This is a genomic window from Acidovorax sp. GW101-3H11, assembly GCF_001633105.1.
Taxonomy (GTDB): Bacteria; Pseudomonadota; Gammaproteobacteria; order Burkholderiales; family Burkholderiaceae_C; genus Acidovorax.
This window is the reverse complement of record NZ_LUKZ01000001.1, coordinates 339686-362879: the sequence shown is the minus strand read 5'-3', so window position 1 is coordinate 362879 and position 23194 is coordinate 339686. Positions and strand designations below refer to the sequence as shown.

The 23194-nt window shown below is 65.0% G+C and carries 19 protein-coding genes and 2 tRNA genes; 15 read left to right on the top strand and 6 right to left on the bottom strand.

Annotation, left to right across the window (positions count from 1 at the left end; translation table 11 throughout):
- Nucleotides 1-21: 21 nt before the first annotated feature.
- The 11 genes from hscB to A1D30_RS01520 all read left to right on the top strand — a co-directional run bounded on the left by hscB (nt 22) and on the right by A1D30_RS01520 (nt 7415).
- The gene (gene hscB, locus A1D30_RS01570; RefSeq protein ID WP_063459048.1) at nt 22-540 is read left to right on the top strand and encodes a Fe-S protein assembly co-chaperone HscB; all 519 of its coding nucleotides are present in this window, start codon (nt 22-24) and stop codon (nt 538-540) included.
- A 71-nt stretch (nt 541-611) separates the two neighbouring features.
- Nucleotides 612-2483, top strand: coding sequence for a Fe-S protein assembly chaperone HscA (gene hscA / locus A1D30_RS01565; RefSeq protein ID WP_063459047.1), 1872 nt, complete (start codon nt 612-614; stop codon nt 2481-2483).
- Nucleotides 2484-2526: 43 nt separating this feature from the next.
- Nucleotides 2527-2865, top strand: coding sequence for an ISC system 2Fe-2S type ferredoxin (gene fdx / locus A1D30_RS01560; RefSeq protein ID WP_010458418.1), 339 nt, complete (start codon nt 2527-2529; stop codon nt 2863-2865).
- Nucleotide 2866: 1 nt separating this feature from the next.
- Nucleotides 2867-3580 carry a DNA polymerase III subunit epsilon gene (gene dnaQ, locus A1D30_RS01555; RefSeq protein WP_063459046.1) on the top strand — a complete coding sequence of 238 codons (714 nt, stop codon included), beginning with the start codon at nt 2867-2869 and terminating at the stop codon, nt 3578-3580.
- 38 nt (nt 3581-3618) lie between these two features.
- Nucleotides 3619-3693: transfer RNA gene (locus A1D30_RS01550), tRNA-Val, on the top strand.
- A gap of 50 nt (nt 3694-3743) precedes the next feature.
- Nucleotides 3744-3818, top strand: a tRNA-Val gene (locus A1D30_RS01545).
- A 169-nt stretch (nt 3819-3987) separates the two neighbouring features.
- Nucleotides 3988-5028, top strand: coding sequence for a histone deacetylase family protein (locus A1D30_RS01540; protein ID WP_063459045.1), 1041 nt, complete (start codon nt 3988-3990; stop codon nt 5026-5028).
- A gap of 48 nt (nt 5029-5076) precedes the next feature.
- On the top strand, nt 5077-6174 hold the full coding sequence (locus A1D30_RS01535) for an NAD(P)/FAD-dependent oxidoreductase (RefSeq protein WP_063459044.1): 1098 nt from the start codon (nt 5077-5079) through the stop codon (nt 6172-6174).
- 147 nt (nt 6175-6321) lie between these two features.
- Nucleotides 6322-6624, top strand: coding sequence for a DUF883 family protein (locus A1D30_RS01530; RefSeq protein WP_063459043.1), 303 nt, complete (start codon nt 6322-6324; stop codon nt 6622-6624).
- A gap of 51 nt (nt 6625-6675) precedes the next feature.
- Nucleotides 6676-7071, top strand: a complete 396-nt coding sequence (locus A1D30_RS01525; RefSeq protein ID WP_063459042.1) for a phage holin family protein — start codon at nt 6676-6678, stop codon at nt 7069-7071.
- A complete protein-coding gene (locus A1D30_RS01520; RefSeq protein WP_242421753.1) occupies nt 7068-7415 on the top strand; it encodes a hypothetical protein in 348 nt (115 codons plus the stop codon). The genes A1D30_RS01525 and A1D30_RS01520 overlap by 4 nt, the downstream gene beginning before the upstream one ends.
- Before the next feature lie 93 nt (nt 7416-7508).
- Here the strand turns inward: A1D30_RS01520 and A1D30_RS01515 are convergent, their stop codons facing one another.
- Nucleotides 7509-8561 (bottom strand): quinone-dependent dihydroorotate dehydrogenase, encoded by a 1053-nt coding sequence (locus A1D30_RS01515; protein WP_063459040.1) that lies wholly within the window; start codon nt 8559-8561, stop codon nt 7509-7511.
- Nucleotides 8562-8597: 36 nt separating this feature from the next.
- On the opposite strand from A1D30_RS01515, the gene rpiA reads away from it, so the two are divergent.
- On the top strand, nt 8598-9293 hold the full coding sequence (rpiA, locus tag A1D30_RS01510) for a ribose-5-phosphate isomerase RpiA (protein WP_063459039.1): 696 nt from the start codon (nt 8598-8600) through the stop codon (nt 9291-9293).
- 108 nt (nt 9294-9401) lie between these two features.
- On the opposite strand, the gene A1D30_RS01505 is transcribed toward rpiA, so the two are convergent.
- The 5 genes from A1D30_RS01505 to A1D30_RS01485 form a co-directional block, all read right to left on the bottom strand.
- Complete coding sequence (locus A1D30_RS01505) at nt 9402-10055, bottom strand: glutaredoxin family protein (RefSeq protein WP_063459038.1); 654 nt, start codon at nt 10053-10055, stop codon at nt 9402-9404.
- Nucleotides 10056-10101: 46 nt separating this feature from the next.
- Nucleotides 10102-12147 carry a M3 family metallopeptidase gene (locus tag A1D30_RS01500; protein WP_063459037.1) on the bottom strand — a complete coding sequence of 682 codons (2046 nt, stop codon included), beginning with the start codon at nt 12145-12147 and terminating at the stop codon, nt 10102-10104.
- 81 nt (nt 12148-12228) lie between these two features.
- On the bottom strand, nt 12229-13083 hold the full coding sequence (folD, locus tag A1D30_RS01495) for a bifunctional methylenetetrahydrofolate dehydrogenase/methenyltetrahydrofolate cyclohydrolase FolD (RefSeq protein ID WP_063459036.1): 855 nt from the start codon (nt 13081-13083) through the stop codon (nt 12229-12231).
- A 75-nt stretch (nt 13084-13158) separates the two neighbouring features.
- Nucleotides 13159-13785, bottom strand: a complete 627-nt coding sequence (locus A1D30_RS01490; RefSeq protein WP_015013997.1) for a response regulator transcription factor — start codon at nt 13783-13785, stop codon at nt 13159-13161.
- Nucleotides 13782-16343 (bottom strand): PAS domain S-box protein, encoded by a 2562-nt coding sequence (locus A1D30_RS01485; protein ID WP_063459035.1) that lies wholly within the window; start codon nt 16341-16343, stop codon nt 13782-13784. Before A1D30_RS01485 ends, A1D30_RS01490 begins: the two co-directional genes overlap by 4 nt.
- A gap of 168 nt (nt 16344-16511) precedes the next feature.
- Here A1D30_RS01485 and aceE point away from each other — a divergent pair, with 168 nt between their 5' ends.
- Genes aceE through lpdA form a run of 3 tightly spaced genes read left to right on the top strand, consistent with a single transcriptional unit; the run spans nt 16512 to nt 22765 of the window.
- Nucleotides 16512-19229: a pyruvate dehydrogenase (acetyl-transferring), homodimeric type gene (aceE, locus tag A1D30_RS01480; protein WP_063459034.1), complete on the top strand. Its 2718-nt coding sequence runs from the start codon at nt 16512-16514 to the stop codon at nt 19227-19229.
- 19 nt (nt 19230-19248) lie between these two features.
- Nucleotides 19249-20895 carry a dihydrolipoyllysine-residue acetyltransferase gene (aceF, locus tag A1D30_RS01475; protein WP_063459033.1) on the top strand — a complete coding sequence of 549 codons (1647 nt, stop codon included), beginning with the start codon at nt 19249-19251 and terminating at the stop codon, nt 20893-20895.
- Between the two features lie 19 nt (nt 20896-20914).
- Nucleotides 20915-22765, top strand: coding sequence for a dihydrolipoyl dehydrogenase (lpdA, locus tag A1D30_RS01470; protein ID WP_063459032.1), 1851 nt, complete (start codon nt 20915-20917; stop codon nt 22763-22765).
- The last annotated feature ends 429 nt before the right edge of the window (nt 22766-23194 follow it).

Sequence of the window (23194 nt, the reverse complement as noted above, 5' to 3'; positions counted from 1 at the left end):
TTTGCCTCGCCCCTTTCGCGCATGAACCTGCAATCCGACGACTTTGAACTGTTTGGCCTTGAGCGCCGTTTTGCGCAGGAGCGCAGCGCCATCGACGCGCGCTGGAAAGAGCTGCAGCGCGAAGCCCACCCCGACAAGTTTGCGGCGCAGGGCGCGGCCGCGCAGCGCGTGGCCATGCAATGGTCGGTGCGCATCAACGAGGCCTACCAGCGCCTGAAGGACCCGATGCGCCGCGCGGCCTATCTGTGCGAGCTGCACGGCGCGCCCATCAACGCCGAAGACAACACGGCCATGCCAGCGGCCTTCCTCATGCAGCAGATGGAGTGGCGCGAGGCGCTGGAAGAGGCCCGTGCCGAGAGCGAATTCGATGCGCTGGATGACGGTGTCAGCCAGGCCCGCCGTGACGCGCTGGCGCATTGCGGGCAGCTCATCGACCAGCAGCAGGACTACGCGGGCGCAGCCCGCCAGGTCAGAGCCCTCATGTTCATTGCGCGATTTGCCGACGACATTGAACGTCGCCGAGAGCAACTGGGACAATAGAGCGGTTTTGCTTTCCCCTGGGCCTCTGTTTGCGTGACGGCAGGCCCCACCACGTTGAGACCCGAAATTTCATGGCGCTTCTGCAGATTTCCGAACCCGGCCAGTCCCCCGACCCACACCAGCGGCGCATTGCCGTAGGCATCGACCTGGGCACCACCCACTCTCTGGTGGCCGCCGTGCGCAATGGTGTGTCCGAATGCCTGCCCGACGCGCAGGGCAGGGTGCTGTTGCCCTCGGTGGTGCGGTACCTGGAGAACGGCGGGCGCCAGATCGGGTACGACGCCGTGGCCGCCCAGGCCCAGGACGCACGCAATACCGTCGCCTCGGCCAAGCGCTTCATGGGCCGGGGCCTGAAAGACGTGGCGGACGCGGGCAAGCTGCCCTATGACTTTGTTACCGCCAGCGACGCGGGTGCAGGGGGCATGGTCAGCCTGGCGACGGTGGACGGCAACAAGTCGCCCGTTGAAGTCAGTGCCGAGATCCTGGCCACGCTGCGCTACCGCGCCGAAGACACCTTCAACGACGATCTGTATGGCGCGGTCATCACCGTCCCTGCCTACTTCGACGACGCCCAGCGCCAGGCCACCAAGGATGCGGCCAAGCTCGCGGGCATCCACCTGCTGCGCCTGATCAACGAGCCCACGGCGGCAGCGATTGCCTATGGCCTGGACAACGCCAGCGAAGGTGTCTACGCCGTGTACGACCTCGGGGGCGGCACCTTTGACATCTCCATCCTGCGCCTCACGCAGGGCGTGTTCGAGGTGATTGCCACGGGTGGCGATTCGGCGCTGGGGGGCGACGACTACGACGCCGCACTGGCCGACTGGGTGCTGCAGCAACTGGGGCTGGAGGCCGTCACCGCTGCCGACAAATCGGCCGTGCGCATGGCGGCCCGCGCATGCAAGGAAGCATTGACTACTACTGATTTGGTAGCTTTCAAGGCAATACTGTCGCGCGGTGAGGCCCATTTTGACGTTAAAAAATCAGACTTTGAAGCCGTGACCGCCGCGCTGACGGCGCGCTCCATGGCCGCCGTGCGCCGCGCGCTGCGCGACGCCCACCTCGCGCGTGATGAAGTGCAGGGCGTGGTGATGGTGGGCGGCTCCACCCGCATGCCCCAGGTGCAACGCGCGGTGGCCGAATTTTTTGGCAAAGAGCCGTTGACCAACCTGAACCCTGACGAAGTGGTGGCCCTGGGGGCCGCCATCCAGGCCAACCAGCTCGCGGGCAACAACACGGCGGGCGACCTGCTGCTGCTGGATGTGATCCCGCTGTCGCTGGGCATCGAAACCATGGGGGGCCTGGTCGAGCGCATCGTGGCGCGCAACGAGACCATTCCCACCGCTAAGGCGCAGGATTTCACCACCTACAAGGATGGGCAAACGGCGCTCGCGGTGCATGTGGTGCAGGGCGAGCGCGACCTGGTGCAGGACTGCCGCAGCCTTGCGCGTTTTGAGCTGCGTGGCATTCCGCCCATGGCCGCAGGGGCTGCGCGCATCCGCGTGACCTTCACCGTCGATGCCGATGGCCTGCTGAGCGTGAGCGCCAAGGAGCAGGGCAGTGGCGTGGAGGCGCGCATCGACGTGAAACCGTCGTATGGGCTGTCGGATGAGCAGATCGCGCGCATGCTGCAGGACGGCTTTGCCACGGCCGCGCAGGACATGAAGGCCCGCGCCGTGGTCGAGGCCCGTGTGGACGCCGACCGCATGCTGCTCGCCACCCAGAGCGCGCTGGATGCCGATGGCGATGTGCTGAGCCCGCAAGAGCGCGCCACCATCGATGCCCTGATGGTGGCCCTGCGCCACCAGCGCGATGCTGACGATGCGGCCGTCATCGAAGCCGCTACCGACGCCCTGGCCAAGGGCACCGAAGCCTTTGCGGCCCAGCGCATGAACCGGGGCATCCAGCAGGCGCTGGCCGGCAAGAACGTGCAGGCCCTCTGATACCGCCGAGCGCACCTCTCCGAACAAGAAAAAAGACCACCCCATGCCCGTCATCAAGATCCTTCCTCACCCTGAATACTGCCCCGCAGGCACCGAAATCACGGCCCCCGCAGGCACGTCGATCTGCGAGGCGCTGCTGGACAACCACATCAACATCGAGCACGCCTGCGACATGAGCTGCGCCTGCACCACCTGCCACGTGATCGTGCGCCAGGGGCTGAATTCGCTGAACGAGGCCGAGGAAGAGGAAGAAGACCTGCTGGACCGCGCCTGGGGCCTGGAGCCGCAGTCGCGCCTGTCGTGCCAGGCCATCCTGGCGCAAACCGACGTGACCGTGGAAATCCCCAAGTACACGATCAACCACGCCAAGGAAAACCATTGAAATGACACGGCAGATCGTTCTCGACACCGAAACCACCGGCCTGTCGGCCGAGGGGGGCGACCGCATCATCGAGCTGGGCTGTGTGGAGCTGCTCAACCGCAAGCTCACCGGCAACAACCTGCACCTGTACTTCAACCCGGGCCGCGACAGCCATGAAGACGCGCTGAAGGTGCACGGCATCAGCAACGAGTTCCTGAAGGACAAGCCCAAGTTTGTCGAGGTGGTGGACGACATCCTGCAGTACCTGCAGGGTGCCGAGATCATCATCCACAACGCGGCGTTCGACGTGGGCTTTCTGAACAAGGAGCTGGAGCTGGTGGGCCGCCCCGCGTTCCGCACCTACGTGGAGAGCGTGACCGACACGCTGGCCATGGCCAAGGAGATGTACCCGGGCAAGCGCAATTCGCTCGACGCCCTGTGCGACCGCCTGGGCGTGGACAACTCGGGCCGCACGCTGCACGGCGCCTTGCTGGATGCCGAGCTGCTGGCCGATGTCTACATCAACCTCACGCGCGGGCAGGACGCACTGCTCATGGCCGACGATGCCCAGGAGGGTGCCGACGGCGTGAAGGTCGCTGCCATCGATTTGCGTGGCCTGGTGCTGCCGGTGCTGCGCGCCAGCGAGCAGGAGCAGACGGCGCATGCCGAGGTGCTCACGCAGATCGACAAGGCCAGCGGAGGCAAAACAATTTGGCGAACTTCTCAGCAGGCCTGAAAAGCTGTGCCATAATCTAAGGCTTGTCACAGCGACACGGGTGATTAGCTCAGCGGTAGAGCACTGCCTTCACACGGCAGGGGTCACATGTTCGATCCATGTATCACCTACCACGCTTTTGACAGACTTTCGCGCTACGGCCTTGCTTCAAGGCGGGTGCGACGGGTGATTAGCTCAGCGGTAGAGCACTGCCTTCACACGGCAGGGGTCACATGTTCGATCCATGTATCACCCACCAACACCAAACCCCTGCAGATTTCTGATCCGCAGGGGTTTTTTCTTGCCTGCGGGCATGCGGGTGCCACTTGGCTGGCGCGCCTTGCCAAGCCGCTACAGTGGTGGGCTTGACGGATTGCAGCGGCGCGTGCCCGCTGCGCTTTTCCCCACTGCTTGCTGGCGCCAACCCCATGATCACTTTCCACAATCCCCTGCACCAGGGGCATGCTCCCGTCCATGAATTCTTCCGGGGCGAGCGGGTGCCCTGTTTCGAGAAACCCGCGCGGGTGGACTATGTGGAAGAGGCCCTGCGCGCGCGCGGCCACGGCATGGTGGCACCGGATGTGGACAGCAGCCCCGTGCTGGCCCAGGTGCATGCACCGCGCTACCTCGCCTTTTTGCAGACCGCCTGGCAGCAGTGGCTGGCGCTGGACCCTGTTGCCAATGCAACGATTCAGCCATTTCCCTCCGTCTGGCCAGTGCGCACGCTGCGCAGCGATGTCGAGCCAGACAACTTTGTGGCCCGGCTGGGGCTGTATTCCATGGACAACGGCACGCCCATGGCTGTAGGCACCTGGGCGGCGGCCAAGGCCGGTGCCGATGGCGCTGCGAGCGCGGCCGCGCGCGTGGCGCAGGGCGCCCGCGCCGCCTTTTGCTGCACGCGGCCGCCCGGCCACCACGCGGGCCCCGACTTCATGGGCGGCTACTGCTTCTTGAACAACGCCGCCGTGGCAGCGCAGGCATTGCGCAACCAGGGCGCCCGGCGCGTGGCCTTGCTGGATGTGGACTACCACCATGGCAACGGCACGCAGAGCATCTTCTACGCCCGCGACGATGTGCTTTTCGTCAGCCTCCATGGCGACCCGCGCACGGAATACCCGTTCTACCTGGGGCATGCGGACGAAGTGGGGGAGGCCAAGGGGACGGGCTACAACCTGAACCTGCCGCTGCCTGCAGGCACCAGCGCTGCCACCTGGTTCGACGCCCTGGAGCAGGCCTGTACCCGCATCGCAGGCTACCAGGCCGATGCGCTGGTGATCTCGCTGGGCCTCGATGCCTTCGAGGGTGACCCGATCTCCCGCTTCGCGCTGGCATCCGCTGACTTCACCCGTCTGGGCGGGCGCCTGGCCCGCCTGGGGCTGCCCACCATGTTTGTGCTGGAGGGCGGGTATGCCGCCGCTGAGCTGGGGACCAACGCCGTCAATGTGCTGGATGGCTTTGAGCAGGCATAGCACCCGCTTGGGCAAGGGAAGGCGGCCTGTTGTGAAAGGGATGAACGAATGACCGATGCGGTGGATTGTGTGGTGGTGGGCGCCGGTGTGGTGGGCCTGGCCGTGGCCCGTGCGCTGGCCTTGCAGGGGCGTGAGGTGATGGTGCTGGAGGCGGCCGATGCCATTGGCACGGGCATCAGTTCGCGCAACAGCGAGGTCATCCATGCCGGGCTGTACTACCCCACCGGTTCGATCAAAGCCCAGCTGTGTGTGCGGGGCAAGGAGCTGCTCTACGCCTATTGCGCCGAACGCGGGGTGCCGCACCGGCGCTGCGGCAAGCTGCTGGTGGCCACCTCGGCCGCGCAGCTGGCCAGCGTGGAGTCGATCCAGGCGCGTGCGCAGGCCAATGGCGTGCTCGACCTGCAGTGGCTCAGCCGTGACGAGGCCCTGGCGCTGGAGCCCGCGCTGGAATGTGTGGGCGCGTTGTATTCACCCAGCACGGGCATCGTGGACAGCCACGCGCTGATGCTGGCCTTGCAGGGCGATCTGGAGAACGCGGGGGGACTTGTGGCAGTTAATTCGCCTCTTGCGCGCGCCCATATTGCGGAAGGTGCTATTAATTTGGAAGCATCTGACGGCACGCGCCTGCAGGCCCGCACGGTGGTGAACGCGGCGGGCCTGTACGCACCGGCCCTGGCTGCCCGTTTTGTGGGGCTGGACCCTGCGCATGTGCCCACGGCCCACTTTGCCAAGGGCAGCTATTTCACGCTGACCGGCAAAGCTCCCTTCAGCCACCTGATCTACCCGGTGCCCGAGGCCGCAGGGCTGGGCGTGCACCTCACACTCGACCTGGGCGGCCAGGCCAAGTTCGGGCCGGATGTGCAGTGGGTCACATCGGCCGACGACCTGCTGGTGGATCCGGCGCGGGGCGATGCCTTCTATGCCGAGGTGCGCAAGTACTGGCCCGGTCTGCGCGATGGTGCGCTGGCCCCGGGGTATGCAGGCATCCGCCCCAAGATCCACGGTGCAAGCCAGCCTGCGGCCGATTTTGTGATCCAGGGGCCTGCGGTCCATGGCGTGCCCGGGCTGGTCAACCTGTTTGGCATCGAGTCGCCCGGTTTGACCAGTTCCCTGGCCATTGCGGAGCATGTGGCCGCGCTGGTTTGAACGTTGATCTGGGGCAAATTCGTTGCAATCGGTAACCTCTTGCGCCCCCGTCCTACGAGGGGTCTCTGGGCGGGTGGCTAAGATGGCCCGAGGTCCCTGTTCTGGGGTTTTCCAAACCGCTTGTTGATTGAAAGAAAGGCTGCTTGTATGACTGCTTCCGACACCACCACCACCCAAGGCGAACTGGAAAAACTGGTTTCCGATCTGCGCGGCCTGCTGGCCAACAAGGACCTGGACACGGTGCCAGAGATCAAGCTGCTGCGCCAGCGCCTGGACGATGGCATGCACAACGTGCGCGAATCTGCGGTGCGTGCCGCACAGGACGCCGCCCGCCAGGCCAAGGATGCAGCCATTGCGGCCGACCGCTATGCCCACGACGAACCCTGGCGTGTGGCAGGCGCTGCACTGGCTGTGGGCGCCCTGGTCGGTTTTCTGCTGGCGCGCCGCTGAGCGCCGCGCCATGCGCACGCTGACCATGGCGGGCCCTGAGGGCCGCCCCGCATGAACTGGCTGTCGCTTCTGGGCCTGGAGGGCCTGGCGGCCCGCTGGCGCGCCAACGTGATCGAAGGGGCCATTGCGGTGGAAGACCGCGTGGACCTGGCCCGCCTGGAGTGGTCCGATCTGAAGCAGCGGTTTCAGCAACTGCTGGTGCTGACCATTGTGGTCACCGGGCTCACGGTGGTGGCGCTGATCATGCTGTCGATCGCCGTGCTGGTGCACTTCTGGGACACGCCGCAGCGCACCTTGGTCGCCTGGCTGGTGGCGGGCGTCTGGACGCTGGGGTGGGTGGCCGCCCTGGTGGCGCTGGTGTCGGTGGCTCAGCGTGCAGGCAATGGTTTTGCATTGACGCGCCGCGAACTGGCCCAGGATTGGCGCGACATCAAGGAGCGCCTGTGAGTACCCCGTCTACCTCTTCCCGGCCCGTCGTGCCGGAGCCCACCCGATCTGTGCTGCCCGCGCCTACGGCCCAGCAACAGCGTATTCTGGACCGCATTGCCTTGCAGCGCGAACGGCTGCGTACGCGTCGTGCCGCGCGGGCGCAGGCGCAGGCCTTGGCGGACAGCCAGCCTGCCGCCGCAGGGGGCACTGAGGACTCGCTGGCGTTGCGCGCCGCAGGCTTTGCCCGCGAGCACCCCATGGCTGTGGCAGCCATCGCGGGTGTGGCCGTGGTGGCCGGACCACGGCGGTTGATCCGCTGGGCGGGCATCCTGCTGCCCATGCTGCTGCGCCTGCGGCGATAAGCACCCGGCTGTGCCGGGCCTTCCCATGAAAAGAGCCACTGCACAGTGGCTCTTTTTTTGAGTCAAGAGAAAAGCAAATCCCTTGGGCCGGTCTTAGCCCATGGCCTTGATGGCCTTGGCCGCCTTGACGACCAATGCGGGCCCTTCGTAAATGAGTCCGGTGTAGATCTGCACCACGTCCGCGCCCGCGCGGACCTTGCTCACCGCGTCTTCTGCGCTCATCACGCCGCCCACACCAATGATGGGAAAACGGCTGCCCAGGGCGGCACGCAGTTGCCGGATGACCTGGTTGCTGGCCTCCAGCACTGGCGCGCCGCTGAGCCCGCCGGTCTCTTCGCTGTGGCGCATGCCTTGCACGGCCGCACGGCTGATGGTGGTGTTGGTGGCGATCACGCCGTCCATGCCGTGGCGCTGCAGCGTGGCAGCAATCACCGCCACCTGGGCTTCATCCAGGTCGGGGGCAATCTTCACGAACACGGGCACGCGCTTGGCGTGCCGGGTAGCCAGGGCTTCGCGGCGCTCGGCGATGGCGGAGAGCAGGGCGTCCAGCGCCGCGTCGCTTTGCAGGGCACGCAGGTTTTGCGTGTTGGGCGAGCTGATATTGACCGTCACATAATCCGCATGCGGGTACACGCCCTCCAGGCAGGTGAGATAGTCGCTGGTGGCGTTCTCGATGGGGGTGGTGGCGTTCTTGCCGATGTTCAGGCCCAGCAGCATGGGGTTGCGGCGGTTTTGCTTGCGAAACTGCGCCTGCTGCACGTTGCGCAGAAAGGCTTCCAGCCCTTCGTTGTTGAAGCCCAGGCGGTTGATGAGGGCGCGGGCCTCAGGCAGGCGGAACATGCGCGGCTTGGGGTTGCCGGGCTGGGCCCTGGGGGTGACGGTGCCCACCTCCACAAACCCAAACCCCATGGCGCCCAGTGCGTCGATGCAGCGTGCGTTCTTGTCCAACCCCGCCGCCATGCCCACCCGGTTGGGAAAGGTCAGGCCCGCCAGCGCGACGGGATCATGGATCGTTTCATTGCACCAGGCCCACTGCAGCGGCGTGCGCTGCCCGCGTGCCAGCATGTCCATGGTGAGTTCGTGGGCGGCTTCGGCGTCCATGCCAAAGAGAAAGGGGCGGGTGAGGGCGTAGGGGATCAGGGACATGGGGGGATAATTCAGGATTACCCCCGATTTTCTCCCATGACGACGATGAATCCCCTGACCCAAGACGAACTCAAGACCCTGGTTGGCCAAGCCGCGCTGCAGTATGTGGTGCCCGGCGAGATTGTGGGGGTGGGCACAGGCTCCACGGTCAACAAGTTCATCGACGCGCTGGCGGGTATGAAGGACCAGATCAAAGGTGCGGTGTCCAGCTCCGTAGCAAGCACCGAGCGCCTGAAGGCGCTGGGCATTGCGGTGTTCGATGCCAACGAGGTGGCGGCGCTCTCCGTCTACATCGACGGCGCCGACGAGATCGACGGCCAGGGCCACATGGTCAAGGGCGGCGGTGCGGCGCTGACGCGCGAGAAGATCGTGGCCGCCCTGGCCGCGCGGTTTGTCTGTATCGCCGATGAGTCCAAGCTCGTCCAGGCGCTGGGGCAGTTCCCCCTGCCCGTCGAAGTGATTCCCATGGCAGCCAATCACATTGCGCGCCGTTTCCAAGCCATGGGCGGCCAGGCCAGCCTGCGGCTCAAAGATGGCCAGCCGCTGGTGACCGACAACGGCCAGCACATCCTGGATGTCAAGGGCCTGTCGATCACCGACCCGCTGGCGTTCGAGTCACAAATCAACCAGTGGCCGGGCGTGGTGACCGTGGGGGTGTTCGCCCACCAGAAGGCCACGGTGTGCCTGCTGGGGACGGCCCAGGGGGTCAAGACGCTGGACTATTCCCGCTGAGTTGCCTGCCGACAAACGTTTGTGCGATGGCACAGAAGCGTTATTAAAAAAGAAAGGGGTCCCATGGGACCCCTTCTTTTGGCCGGTGCAGCGGCGTTATGGTGCTCGTCAGAAGCGGATTCCTGCTGGGTTGCTGGGCGTTGGGCCGTCAATAGGGCGTGCCACCGGTGCGGGGCGTACAGGGGCTGCAGCTTTTGGCTTCTCTACCGCAGGAGCCGTTGCAGCCGACTTGACCGCCACCAGTGGAGTCGCTGTGGGCTGTTGGTAGTTGGCCGGCAGTTGTGACTGCTTGGGATAGCCCGCCGCGTCCAGGTACTGCGTCCATTCCGCGTCCGAGAACCCGACCAGCTGCTGGCCACCAATGCTGCCAAAGGGCAGGCTGGCCGATCCGCTCAGGCGCTGCAATGCTGCCGCGTCTTCGCTGGTGGTCACCGTGCGTTCGGTGAACGGCACGCCCCGCGCCACCAAGGCGTTGCGCAGGCCTGTGCAAGGGGCGCAGTCATTGCCGGTGTAAATCGTGACCGGGAACCGCGTGGCGATCTGCCGCAGCTCATAGGGCAGGGTGGCATTGCCACTGGCGGCGGCTGGCGCCGCACCCGTGGTGCGTGCCGCTTGGGCCGGTGCATCGGCGGGAGGGCGGTCGGAGAACGTCACCTTGCCGTCGGGCCCGACGATGCGGTACACGCCTTGCGCCTGGGCACTGGCGCCAGCCAAGGTCATCAGCAACGAGGCCAACAGGGGGGCCAACAAGGGCTTGTGCATGGTTGTTCTCCTTATTCCAGTTCGTTGTGGGCTGCGCCGTGGGGCCTCAAGCTGTCAATTCTTCCGCCATGCCTTGGTGGCGCAACAGGGCGTCCAGGCTGGGTTCACGGCCCCGGAAGGCCTTGAAAGACTCCATGGCGGGGCGGCTGCCGCCCGCTTCCAGAATCGCTTCGCGGTAGCGGCGTCCGGTTTCGGCGCTGGGCAGGCCGTCGCTGCCGGTAGTTTCTTCAAACGCGGCATAGGCATCGGCGCTGAGCACCTCGGCCCACTTGTAGCTGTAGTACCCGGCGGCGTAGCCACCCGCAAAGATGTGGCTGAAGGTGTGGGCCGTGCGGCTGAAAGGTGGCGGCTGCAGCACGGCCACTTCCTGGCGTACCTGGGTCAGCAGCGGCATGAAGTCCTGCGCCGGGTCGTGTTCGGTGTGCAGCAGCATGTCGAACAGCGCAAACTCGATCTGGCGCAGCGTGGCCATGCCGCTCTGGAAGTTCTTGGCAGCGATCATCTTGTCGAACAGGGCGCGGGGCAAGGGTTCGCCCGTAACCACATGGGCGGTCATGTGCTTGAGCACGTCCCATTCCCAGCAGAAGTTCTCCATGAACTGGCTGGGCAGCTCCACGGCGTCCCATTCCACGCCACCAATGCCGGAGACATCGCGCTCGTTCACCTGCGTGAGCATGTGGTGCAGGCCATGGCCGAATTCGTGGAACAGCGTGATCACGTCGTCGTGCGTCAGCAATGGCGGCTTGCCATCCACGCCATCGGCAAAATTGCAGACGAGGTGGGCCACGGGCATCTGCAGCGCGCCGGTGTCCGGGCGCTGCCAGCGGGTGCGCACGTCGTCCATCCAGGCGCCGCCGCGTTTGCCGGTGCGCGCGGGCTGGTCCAGGTAGAACTGACCGACCAACTGGCCGTTGCGCTCGATGCGGTAGAACTCAACCGCCGGGTGCCATGTGGGGGCAGAGTCGCGGCGGATTGACACTTCGAACAGTGTCTCGATGATCTTGAACAGCCCCGCCAGCACCTTGGGCGCGGTGAAGTACTCCTTGAGTTCCTGCTCGCTGAAGGCGTAGCGGGCTTCCTTGAGCTTTTCGGAGATGTAGGGCCAGTCCCAGGCCTGCGGATCGGCCAGGCCCAGGTGCTCGGCGGCAAAGGCACGCAGGTCGGCAACGTCTTTTTCGGCGTAGGGGCGGGCGCGGCGGGCCAGGTCGCGCAGGAAGCGGATGACCTCGGCAGGCGACTGTGCCATCTTGGGCACCACGGACACTTCGCCGAAGTTGGCGTAGCCCAGCAACTGGGCCTCTTCGCGGCGCAGCGCCAGGATCTCGCCGATGAGTGCGGAGTTGTCGAATTTGCGGCCGTCACCTTCGGCCTGCTCGGAAGCGCGGGTGACATAGGCGCGGTAGAGCTTGGCGCGCAGGTCGCTGCGCGCGGCAAACTGCATCACCGGCAGGTAGCAGGGCATCTTGAGCGTGAGCTTGTAACCCGGCTTGCCCTCGGCCTGCGCCGCAGCCAGGGCGGCCTGCTGCACGTCAGGCGGGATGCCCTCCAGCTCTTCGGCCGTGGCGTAGTAGGCGTAGGCGTCGGTCGCATCCAGCGCGTTTTCGCTGAACTTCTGGCTCAGCTCGGCCTGGCGTTCCTGGATCTGGGCGAAGCGCTCCTTGGCGGCACCGGTCAGTTCGGCACCACTGAGCACGAAATTGCGCACGGCATTCGAATGGGCCTGGCGCTGTTCGGGCGTGAGGGTGGCTGGGTCGATGGCCTTGTACTTGGCATACAGGCGTTCATCGGCGCCCAGGCGGGTCCAGAACTCGGTGACACGGGGCAGGGCGGCGTTGTAGGCGGCCCGCAGCTCGGGCGTGTCGGCCACGCTGTTGAGGTGGCTCACGGCGCCCCAGGAGCGCCCCAACTGCTCGGTGGCCACATCCAGCACCTTGGCAATAGCATCCCAGCGGGCCGGAAAGTCCGGGGCGGTGACCGTCTCCAGCGCCTGGTTGGCGCGCTCCAGCAGCACATCCATCGCCGGGGCGACGTCCTGCGGCGTGATGCGGTCGAACAGGGGGAGGTCGGAGAAGTCGAGAAGGGCGTTGCTCATGCGAAATTAGATGGCGCCAGGTGGCACAGGTTCAAGTTGCAAAGCGGCCGACGCCGACCTCGGGGGCACTGAGCGGCGGGCTCAGTGCGCAGCGGTGCGCTCGGCGGCTTCGATGGTGTTGACCAGCAGCATGGTAATGGTCATGGGGCCAACCCCGCCAGGCACGGGGGTGATCCAGCCCGCCACTTCCTTGACGCCGTCAAAGTCCACGTCGCCGCAGAGCTTGCCTTCGTCGTTGCGGTTCATGCCCACGTCGATCACCACGGCGCCGGGCTTGACCATGTCGGCGGTCAGCACATTGCGCTTGCCCACGGCGGCCACGATCACATCCGCCTGCAGCGTCTGGGCCTTCAGATCCTGCGTGGCGCTGTGGCAGACGGTGACGGTGGCGTTCTGCCCCAGCAGCATGAGCGCCATGGGCTTGCCCACAATGTTGCTGCGGCCGATGACCACGGCGTGTTTGCCCTTGAGGCTGTAGCCGATGCTCTCCAGCATCTTCATACAGCCGTAAGGCGTGCAGGGCCAGAAGCCGGGCATGCCGGTCATCAGCGCGCCCGCGCTGGCGATGTGGAAACCGTCTACGTCCTTGGCGGGCGAGATGGCTTCAATGACCTTCTGCGCATCGATGTGCTTGGGCAGGGGCAGCTGCACCAGGATGCCGTGGATGGCCGGGTCGTTGTTGAGGGCGTCCACGCGGGCCAGCAGCGCGGCCTCTGTCATGTCGGCGTCGTACTTTTCGAGCACCGAGTGCAGGCCGCTGTCTTCGCAGGCCTTGACCTTGTTGCGCACATAGACCTGGCTGGCCGGGTTGTCGCCCACCAGCACCACGGCCAGCCCGGGCATGACGCCCCGGGTTTTCAGGGCCGCCGCGCGCTGCGCCACATCGGCGCGCAGTTGGCGTGAGAGGGCGTTGCCGTCGATGAGCTGTGCTGTCATATCAAAAATACAAGTCAAAAATGCCGTCTGCGCGCACTGGATAAGCGCAAGAAGCTATTAAAAAGTGAGTAAACCTCAGCCCTTGGGAGCGTTCTGGCCCAGGGCGATCTTGAGCAGGTCGGCCACGGTGTTGGCGTTGAGCTTTTCCATGATGTTGGCGCGGTGCGCCTCTACCGTCTTGATGCTGATGCCCAGGTCGTCAGCGATCTGCTTGTTCAGGCGGCCGGCCACGATGCGTTCGAGCACCTGGGCTTCGCGGCTGGTGAGTTTGGAGAGCAGGGCGTCGCGGCTGGCGGCCTGCTGGTAGCCGGCGAAGCTCTCGCGGGCGTGGTCCAGCATGCGCTCGACCAGGCCGACCAGTTCTTCCTCGTCAAAAGGCTTCTGGATGAAGTCGAGTGCGCCCTTTTTCATGGTGTTCACGGCCATGGGCACGTCGCCGTGGCCGGTGATGAACACGATGGGCAGGGGGGACTTGCGCTCGATCAGGCGGTCCTGCAGCTCCAGGCCGGTCATGCCGCCCATGCGGATGTCCACGATCAGGCAGGCGACTTCGCGCGGGTCGTAGCGGGAGAGGAAGGTCTCAGCCGAATCAAAGCAACGTACGCGGTAGTCCTTGCCTTCCAGCAGCCACTGCAGGGAATCGCGGACGGCTTCGTCGTCGTCTACGACGTAAACAGTGCCTTTTTTCGGGATCAAGCTCATGCAACAGTCCTTGGGTTTTGTACGTTTGCTACAGAATTTGCAGTGCCATCGGCAGGCTTGGCAAGCGGCAGCCAGAAGGAGAACCTGCAGCCGATGACCTCCGGGCCATTGTAGAGGTTCTCCGCCTGCATCCGGCCCTGGTGCGACTCGACGATGCTGCGGCACAGATTGAGGCCCATGCCCATGCCTTCGGCCTTGGTGGAGAAGAAAGCTTCGAACAGCCGTTCGAGCACTTCGGGCGCCAGGCCCTTGCCGGTGTCCTGCACCGAAAACTCCACCACCTGCCGGTCTTCGATCTGCTTGGGCACCACGCGCAGCTCCACGCTGCGGCCTGCGGCGGGGCGGTTGGCGTGCTGGATGGCTTCGGCGCCGTTCTTCATCAGGTTGACCAGCACCTGCTCGATCAGGATGGTGTCGGCCATCACGGGCGGCAGGCGGGCGGCCACGTAGTGGGTCAGGCGCACGTTGTGGCGGCGCAGCTCGATGTCGGCCAGTTCCACGGCCTCGTTCACCATGGAGTGCACGTCGGCCAGTGTCCGGTTGGGCTCGCTCTTTTTCACGAAGGACCGGATGCGCTGGATGATCTGGCCCGCGCGCTGGGCCTGGTGGGCGGTTTTCTGCAGGGCGGTGAGCAGGGCTTCTTCGGTCAGCTGGCCGCTCTGGATGCGCGAGACCATGCCGCTGCAGTAGTTGTTGATGGCAGTGAGCGGCTGGTTGAGCTCGTGCGCCACGCTCGATGCCATCTCGCCCATGGTGATGAGGCGACTTACGGACTGGGCGCGCTCGGCCTGGCGCTCGGCCTGTTCTTCGGCCAGGCGGCGCGGTGTGATGTCGGTAGCAATCACCATCTGCGCGAGGCGGCCGTCCACCCAGTTCAGGTAGCGCGAGCGCACTTCCAGCCATTTGCCCAGGTCGGGCAGGTAGATTTCGGCGTTCTCGGTGCGGGCGCTGGTCAGCGGGTCGGTGGGCAGGCCCATCAGGCCGTCTTCATCGTCCATGCCGCTCTGCTCTTTGCCCGCCACGGGCACCACGCCCGCCTGTGCCACCAGCTGCAGGTGCCCGCCGGTTTGTGAGCCAAACCACTGGCGGTAGAGCTTGTTGGCAAACAGCAGCTCCTCGCTGCCCAGCGGCGCCACAGACACCGAGGCATCCAGCGACTCCAGCACGATGGTGAAGCGCTCGTGCGAGGCAGAGAGCTGCTCGCGGATGCGGTTGGGCTCGGTGATGTCGGTCATCGACGTCATCCAGCCGGTCTGGTGGCCGTGGGCGTCGATCAGCGGCGACACATAGAGGCGCGCGTCAAACAGCGTGCCGCTCTTGCGCTTGACGCGCACCTGGAATCCGCCCGCCATGGTGTTGCCGCGCAGCTCGTCGCGCAGCTTGGCCTGCAGGGTTTCGTGATCGGCCTCTGGCCAGTAGGGAAAGGGCGCTTTCAGGCCGACCAGCTCCTCGGCGCTCCAGCCCGTCATCTGGCAGAAGGCCGCGTTCACATAGCTGATGCGGCCTTCCATATCGAGGGCGCGCATGCCGGTGAGGATGGAGTTCTCCATCGCGCGGCGGAAGTTGGTCTCGGCCACCAGCGCCTCTTGCGCCTGCATGCGGCGCCGGGTGTGGCGCCAGGTGGCAATCAGCATCCAGGCGGTCATCGCACTGAGGGTGCCCACCAGCCAGAACAGGCCGCTGCCCACCACGCCCAGCGACGTGCGGTAGGCCTGGGCGCGCAGCACCAGGCCGTTGCCGACCGGGGAGACGGGGATCTCGTATTCGTTGGCCTTGGGCGTCCAGGGCAGCAGCTGCGTGGCTTTGTTGCGTGGCCCGAGGGGCGTACCGGCCAGCACCTGGTTCTTGCTGTCGAGCAGCGTCACCGCATAGCGCGCCAGCACCTCGGTGGGGGTGCCGTAGCGCAGCAGGCTGTCGATGGAGTATTCGCCCAGCACCACGCCACTGAACTTGCCCTGGTTGTTGAGCGGCACCTGCAGCTGCAGCAGCGGAGTGGCGTCGCCTGAGGTGGCGGCCGGCTGCGCATACACGGGCTGCTGCAGGTCGCGCGCCAGGCCAAAGGTGTCGGCCGTGTCGCCGGGTTTGAGCACTTCGCCCGCAATGCGCAGCTCGCTGCTGGCCAGGGTGGGGGCGGCATGGCTGGCGCGGATGCGGCGGCGGTCATCGATCCAGGTGATGGCCTGCAGTTCGGGGTATTGGCTGATCAGCGCCTCGGCGCGGATGACAAATTCAGCACGGCCCAGGTCCTGGTTGGACAGGTCGCGCGCAATGCGCATGAGCTGTTCCTGGCGTTCCAGCAGGCGCAGGCGCACGCGCTGCTGGGCGTATTCCACATCGCGCCGCAGGGCTTCTTGCTCGCGCTCGGCCTCTTCGGCACGCAAATACCAGAACGCCGCAACTATCGCGGCCAGAAACATCAGCACCGCCGCCAGCGGGGCGAGTGCCGCAAACCGGTCTTGCCGGGTGGGCGACAAGCCGCGCCACCACTTGCGCCACCAGCGTATCGGCGCAGCCACGGTCGGCGCCGTCGGGGAGGGGGCAGGGGGCATCGAATCCATCCTGCAAGTGTAGGGGAGCCGTGCGCTGCAATCCTCCATTCTGCGGATGTGCGCTTGCAGCAAAATGCCGTAATATGAAATGCATTGGCACCATTTGAAATTCTTAAAAAATGTGCGAAACTAGAGCCAACGTACTAAATTTGCTGCCACACCTACAGGAGACAAAGCATGTCAGCTCAGCCCGACCCTCAGGCCGGTTTCGGCATCGGCACGGATGCCGATCAACAGGAAACCCGTGAATGGATGGACGCCCTGTCCGCCGTCATCGACAAAGAGGGCCCCGAGCGCGCCCATTACCTCCTGGAGCAGCTCCTTGAGCACGCCCGCCAGAGCAGCATCGACATGCCGTTCTCGGCCAACACTGGCTACGTGAACACCATCGAGGCCGACCAGGAAGCCCATTGCCCCGGCAACATCGCGATTGAAAAGCGCCTGCGCGCCTACATGCGCTGGAACGCCATGGCCATGGTCGTGCGCGCCAACCGCCTGAACCCCGCCGACGGTGGCGACCTGGGCGGCCACATCGGTTCCTTTGCCTCGGTGGCCAGCATGTTCGGCGCCGGCTTCAACCATTTCTGGCATGCTGCGAGTGAAGACCACGGTGGCGACCTGCTGTACATCCAGGGCCACAGCTCCCCCGGCATCTACGCCCGCGCCTACATGGAAGGCCGCCTGACCGAAGAGCAGCTCGACAGCTTCCGCCAGGAAGTGGATGGCAAGGGCCTCTCGAGCTACCCGCACCCCAAGCTGATGCCCGAGTTCTGGCAGTTCCCCACGGTGTCGATGGGCCTGGGCCCGCTGATGGCCATTTACCAGGCCCGCTTCCTCAAATACCTGCACGCCCGTGGCATTGCCGATACCGAAAAGCGCAAGGTCTGGGTGTTCTGCGGCGACGGCGAGATGGACGAACCCGAATCGCTGGGCGCCATTGGCCTGGCCGCGCGTGAAAACCTCGACAACCTCGTGTTCGTCATCAACTGCAACCTGCAGCGCCTGGACGGCCCGGTGCGCGGCAACGGCAAGATCGTTCAAGAACTGGAAGGTGAATTCCGTGGCGCGGGCTGGAACGTCATCAAGCTGCTGTGGGGCAACGGCTGGGACACCCTGCTGGCGCGCGACAAGACCGGCAAGCTCAAGCAGCTGATGATGGAAACGCTGGACGGCGACTACCAGGCCATGAAGGCCAACGACGGTGCCTTCGTGCGCAAGAACTTCTTCGGCAAGTACCCCGAGACCGCCAAGCTCGTCGAGCACATGACCGACGAAGAGATCTTCGAGCTGCGCCGCGGTGGCCACGAGCCCGCCAAGGTGTATGCCGCCTTCCACGCCGCCAACGCGCACAAGAACCAGCCCACCGTGCTGCTGGTCAAGACCGTCAAGGGCTACGGCATGGGCAAGGCCGGTGAAGGCAAGAACACCGTGCATCAGACCAAGAAGCTGTCGGACGAAGACATCAAGTACATCCGCGACCGTTTCAACATCCCCATCCCGGACAGCCAGCTGGCCGACATCCCGTACTACAAGCCGGCCGACGACACGCCGGAAATGCAGTACCTGCAAGAGCGCCGCAAGGCCCTGGGCGGCTACCTCCCCAAGCGCCTGCCCAAGGCCGAAGAGAGCTTCACCGTGCCCTCGCTTGACACCTTCAAGGCCGTGCTTGAACCCACCGCCGAAGGCCGCGAAATCTCCACGACCCAGGCTTATGTGCGCTTCCTCACGCAGCTGCTGCGCGACCAGGCCCTGGGCCCGCGCGTGGTGCCCATCCTGGTGGACGAAGCCCGCACCTTCGGCATGGAAGGCCTGTTCCGTCAGATCGGCATCTACAACCCCAAGGGCCAGCTGTACACCCCGGTGGACCGCGACCAGGTGATGTACTACAAGGAAGACAAGGCCGGCCAGATCCTGCAGGAAGGCATCAACGAAGCCGGCGGCATGGCCAGCTGGATCGCTGCCGCCACCAGCTACAGCACGAACAACCGGATCATGATCCCGTTCTACGTGTACTACTCGATGTTCGGCTTCCAGCGCATTGGCGACCTGGCCTGGGCAGCGGGCGACATGCAAGCGCGCGGCTTCCTGCTGGGCGGCACCTCGGGCCGCACCACGCTCAACGGCGAAGGCCTGCAGCATGAAGACGGCCACAGCCACATCCTGGCCGGCACCATCCCCAACTGCGTGAGCTACGACCCGACCTTCGCCCACGAAGTCGGCGTGATCATGCACCACGGCTTGAAGCGCATGGTCGAGCGCCAGGAAAACGTCTTCTACTACATCACGTTGCTCAACGAGAACTACGCCATGCCCGGCCTGCAGCCTGGCACGGAAGAGCAAATCATCAAGGGCATGTACCTGTGCAAGCAGGCGCCCGCCCTGGCTGCTGATGCGCCCACCGTGCAACTGCTGGGCAGCGGTACCATCCTGCGCGAATCGTTCTTTGCGCAAGAGCTGCTGGAGAAGGAATGGGGCGTAGCCGCCAGCATCTGGAGCTGCCCAAGCTTCAACGAACTGGCCCGCGACGGCCAGGACGTCGAGCGATGGAACCTGCTGCACCCCACCGAGGCGCCACGCACGTCCTTCGTGGCCGAGCAACTGGGCAAGACCACGGGCCCCGTGGTCGCATCCACCGACTACATGAAGAACTACGCGGACCAGATCCGCTCGTTCATCCCCGCCGGCCGCACCTACAAGGTGCTGGGCACCGACGGCTTTGGCCGCAGCGACTTCCGCAGCAAACTGCGTGAGCACTTCGAGATCAACCGCCACTACATCGTTGTGGCTGCGCTCAAGGCGCTGTCCGAAGAAGGCAAGGTGCCTGCGGCCAAGGTGGCCGAGGCCATTGCCAAGTACAACATCCAGGCCGACAAGGTCAACCCGCTCTACGCATAAATCGAACGGAGACAGAACAATGGCATTGGTCAACATTCAAGTCCCGGACATCGGGGACTTCGACGAAGTGGGCGTGATCGAGTTGCTGGTCAAGGTGGGTGACACCGTGAAGGCCGAGCAGTCGCTCATCACGGTCGAATCCGACAAGGCATCGATGGAGATCCCGTCCAGCCACGCTGGCGTGGTCAAGGAGCTCAAGATTGCATTGGGCGACAAGGTCAAACAAGGCTCAGTGATCGCCGTGGTGGAGTCTGCTGACGCGGGCGCTGCCGCAGCTCCGGCCGCTGCGCCAGCTCCTGCAGCGGCGGCTCCTGCCCCCGTGGCGGCAGCTGCGCCAGCCCCTGCGGCCGCTGGCCCGGTCGAAGTGCGTGTACCCGACATCGGCGACTTCAAAGACGTGGCCGTCATCGAGATGCTGGTCAAGGTCGGCGACACCATCAAGGTCGAGCAGTCCCTGTTCACCGTCGAGTCCGACAAAGCCTCCATGGAGATCCCGTCGCCCGCCGCAGGCGTGCTCAAGGAACTCAAGGTCAAGATTGGCGACACCGTCAACATCGGTGATCTGGTGGCAATTCTGGAAGGCGCGGCAGCTGCTGCAGCGCCTGCAGCCGCACCCGTTGCAGCTGCTGCGCCCGCACCAGCCCCCGTGGCTGCCCCTGCAGTCGCTGCGGCAGCACCCGCCGCTGCCACAGCCTCGGTGCCCGCCCACCAGCCCGGCACCCCCACCGCAGGCCTGCCCCACGCATCGCCTTCGGTGCGCAAATTCGCCCGCGAACTGGGCGTGCCCATTGACGAAGTCAAGGGCACCGGTCCCAAGGGCCGCATCACGCAGGACGACGTGGCCGCCTTCACCAAGCAGGTGATGGCAGGCGCCGTGCAGACCAAGGCCCAGGCCGCCAAGGCACCCGCAAGCGGCGGTGGCTCCGGCATCGGCCTCGACCTGCTGCCCTGGCCCAAGGTGGACTTCACCAAGTTCGGCCCGGTGGAGCGCAAGGACCTCTCGCGCATCAAGAAGATCAGCGGCGCCAACCTGCACCGCAACTGGGTCGTCATCCCCCACGTCACCAACCACGACGACGCGGACATCACCGACCTCGAAGCCTTCCGCGTGCAGTTCAACAAAGAGAACGAGAAGAGTGGCGTCAAGGTCACCATGCTCGCCTTCATGATCAAGGCCGCCGTGGCTGCGCTCAAGAAGTTCCCCGAGTTCAACAGCTCGCTCGACGGCGATCAGTTGGTGCTCAAGAACTACTTTCACATCGGCTTTGCGGCCGACACGCCCAACGGCCTCGTCGTGCCCGTCATCCGTGACGCCGACAAGAAGGGCATCGTCCAGATCTCGCAAGAGATGGGCGACCTGGCCAAGAAGGCGCGCGACGGCAAGCTCGGCCCGGCCGACATGACCGGCGGCTGCTTCTCCATCAGCTCGCTGGGCGGCATTGGTGGGCGCTACTTCACGCCCATCATCAACGCGCCCGAAGTCGCCATCATGGGCGTGTGCAAGAGCAGCATCGAGCCCAAGTGGGACGGCAAACAGTTCGCACCGCGCCTCATGCTGCCCCTGAGCCTGAGCTGGGACCACCGGGTGATCGACGGCGCCGCCGCCGCACGCTTCAACGTGTACTTTGCCTCGCTGCTGGCGGACTTCCGCCGCATCGTGATGTAACGAAAGGCCAAGACACACCATGGCAATCATCGACATCAAGGTGCCCGACATCGGCGACTTCGCCGAAGTGGCCATCATCGAAGTGCTCGTCAAGCCCGGCGACACCATCAAGGCCGAGCAAAGCCTGATCACCGTGGAGTCCGACAAGGCCTCCATGGAGATCCCCTCCAGCCATGCTGGCGTGGTCAAGGAACTGAAGGTCAAGCTGGGCGACAAGATCGCCGAAGGCTCGGTGGTGCTGACGCTGGAAGTGCAGGGCGCAGGCGCGGCAGCGCCAGCACCTGCCGCAGCCCCAGCGCCCGCAGTTTCTGAACAAAAAACGGCCTCTGCGCCCGTCCAGCAAGCCCAAGTAGCTATCAATCCAGTAGCATCCAGCTTTGCAGGCACGGCTGACCTGGACTGCGACGTGCTCGTGCTCGGCGGCGGCCCCGGTGGCTACAGCGCCGCCTTCCGCGCAGCCGACCTGGGCCTCAAGGTCGTCATCGTCGAGCGCTACGCCACCCTGGGCGGCGTGTGCCTCAACGTGGGCTGCATCCCCTCCAAGGCGCTGCTGCACGTGGCAGCCGTCATGGACGAAGTCAGCCACATGGCCGACCTGGGCGTGGACTTTGGCGCGCCCGCAGTCAACATCGACAAGCTGCGCGGCCACAAAGAAAAGGTTATCGGCAAGCTCACCGGCGGCCTGGCCGCCATGGCCAAGATGCGCAAGGTGACCACCGTGCGCGGCTACGGTGCCTTTGTCGGAGCCAACCACCTCGAAGTGGAAGAAACCACCGGCACCGCGCAGGAGAAGACGGGCACCAAGAAGGTCATCGCCTTCAAGCGCGCCATCATCGCCGCCGGCAGCCAGGCCGTGCGCCTGCCCTTCATGCCCGACGATCCGCGCGTGGTCGATTCCACCGGCGCCCTGGCGCTCAAGGAAGTGCCCAAGCGCATGCTCATCTTGGGTGGCGGCATCATCGGCCTGGAAATGGGCACCGTCTACAGCACCCTGGGCGCACGCCTGGATGTGGTCGAAATGATGGACGGCTTGATGCAGGGCGCCGACCGCGATCTGGTGAAGATCTGGCAGAAGATGAACGCCAAGCGTTTCGACAACATCATGCTCAAGACCAAGACGGTGGGGGCCAAGGCCACGCCCGAAGGCATCGAGGTGACGTTCGCCGCAGCGGAAGAGGGCGGCACCGCCCCGGCTCCGCAAACCTACGACCTGGTCCTGCAGGCCGTGGGCCGCACCCCCAACGGCAAGAAGATCGCTGCCGATAAGGCTGGCGTTGCCGTGACGGACCGTGGCTTCATCAACGTCGATATCCAGATGCGCACCAACGTGCCGCACATCTTCGCCATCGGCGACATCGTGGGCCAGCCCATGCTGGCGCACAAGGCGGTGCATGAGGCGCACGTGGCGGCAGAAGTCATCGCCGGTGAACTGCAAGGCAACAAGGAGCTGGCCGCTGCCGCTTTCAACGCCCGCGTGATCCCATCCGTGGCCTACACCGACCCCGAAGTGGCATGGGTGGGCTTGACGGAAGACCAGGCCAAGGCCCAGGGCATCAAAGTCAAGAAGGGCCTGTTCCCCTGGACTGCCTCTGGCCGCGCCATCGCCAACGGCCGCGACGAAGGCGTGACCAAGCTGCTGTTCGACGACTCGCCTGAGGCCCACGGCCACGGCAAGATCCTGGGCGGCGGCATGGTGGGTACGCATGCGGGCGACATGATTGGTGAGATCGCGCTGGCCATCGAGATGGGCGCAGACGCGGTGGACATTGGCAAGACCATCCACCCGCACCCCACGCTGGGTGAAAGCATCGGCATGGCGGCGGAGATTGCGCACGGTAGCTGCACGGATGTGCCGCCGCAGAAGAAATAAGCCGATATTCCGCTGAAAAATGCTACTGATTCAGTAGCTGGCCGCGCAGATTCCGCAAGGACTGCGCGGCTTTTCTTTGGCTATGTCGCATTGTGCAGACGGGGTGCATGGCGGTAAATTTTGGTTGGCGAATATGTTGGCAAAAATCTCGGCGTAAATTAAAAATATTTAATAAAATCAATTGTTTACAATGGTTTTAAAGTTGGCAAAATAGGGTCATGTACAACGCGCCCCATCAGTTCGAGCCCTTGCTGCCATCCGATGCGCGCATGGAGCCTTTGCTAGGGCGTGTCATCAATCAAAGCCCCTACATGGTTGAAAGAGCCTGCTGCAGCCCCATGTGGTGGCCGTGAGTAAAAGATACGCCCTACTTGATGCTCAATGGGAACGCATCAAGAACCTTCTGCCCGGTCAGGTCGGCCAGCCTGG

Excerpts from the sequence above, each read along its gene's own strand:
- hscB (WP_063459048.1), top strand. The coding sequence starts at position 22 with ATGAACCTGCAATCCGACGACTTTGAACTGTTTGGCCTTGAGCGCCGT.
- hscA (WP_063459047.1), top strand. The coding sequence starts at position 612 with ATGGCGCTTCTGCAGATTTCCGAACCCGGCCAGTCCCCCGACCCACAC.
- fdx (WP_010458418.1), top strand. The coding sequence starts at position 2,527 with ATGCCCGTCATCAAGATCCTTCCTCACCCTGAATACTGCCCCGCAGGC.
- dnaQ (WP_063459046.1), top strand. The coding sequence starts at position 2,867 with ATGACACGGCAGATCGTTCTCGACACCGAAACCACCGGCCTGTCGGCC.
- A1D30_RS01540 (WP_063459045.1), top strand. The coding sequence starts at position 3,988 with ATGATCACTTTCCACAATCCCCTGCACCAGGGGCATGCTCCCGTCCAT.
- A1D30_RS01535 (WP_063459044.1), top strand. The coding sequence starts at position 5,077 with ATGACCGATGCGGTGGATTGTGTGGTGGTGGGCGCCGGTGTGGTGGGC.
- A1D30_RS01530 (WP_063459043.1), top strand. The coding sequence starts at position 6,322 with ATGACTGCTTCCGACACCACCACCACCCAAGGCGAACTGGAAAAACTG.
- A1D30_RS01525 (WP_063459042.1), top strand. The coding sequence starts at position 6,676 with ATGAACTGGCTGTCGCTTCTGGGCCTGGAGGGCCTGGCGGCCCGCTGG.
- A1D30_RS01515 (WP_063459040.1), bottom strand. The coding sequence starts at position 8,561 with ATGTCCCTGATCCCCTACGCCCTCACCCGCCCCTTTCTCTTTGGCATG.
- rpiA (WP_063459039.1), top strand. The coding sequence starts at position 8,598 with ATGACGACGATGAATCCCCTGACCCAAGACGAACTCAAGACCCTGGTT.
- A1D30_RS01505 (WP_063459038.1), bottom strand. The coding sequence starts at position 10,055 with ATGCACAAGCCCTTGTTGGCCCCCCTGTTGGCCTCGTTGCTGATGACC.
- A1D30_RS01500 (WP_063459037.1), bottom strand. The coding sequence starts at position 12,147 with ATGAGCAACGCCCTTCTCGACTTCTCCGACCTCCCCCTGTTCGACCGC.
- folD (WP_063459036.1), bottom strand. The coding sequence starts at position 13,083 with ATGACAGCACAGCTCATCGACGGCAACGCCCTCTCACGCCAACTGCGC.
- A1D30_RS01490 (WP_015013997.1), bottom strand. The coding sequence starts at position 13,785 with ATGAGCTTGATCCCGAAAAAAGGCACTGTTTACGTCGTAGACGACGAC.
- A1D30_RS01485 (WP_063459035.1), bottom strand. The coding sequence starts at position 16,343 with ATGGATTCGATGCCCCCTGCCCCCTCCCCGACGGCGCCGACCGTGGCT.
- aceE (WP_063459034.1), top strand. The coding sequence starts at position 16,512 with ATGTCAGCTCAGCCCGACCCTCAGGCCGGTTTCGGCATCGGCACGGAT.
- aceF (WP_063459033.1), top strand. The coding sequence starts at position 19,249 with ATGGCATTGGTCAACATTCAAGTCCCGGACATCGGGGACTTCGACGAA.
- lpdA (WP_063459032.1), top strand. The coding sequence starts at position 20,915 with ATGGCAATCATCGACATCAAGGTGCCCGACATCGGCGACTTCGCCGAA.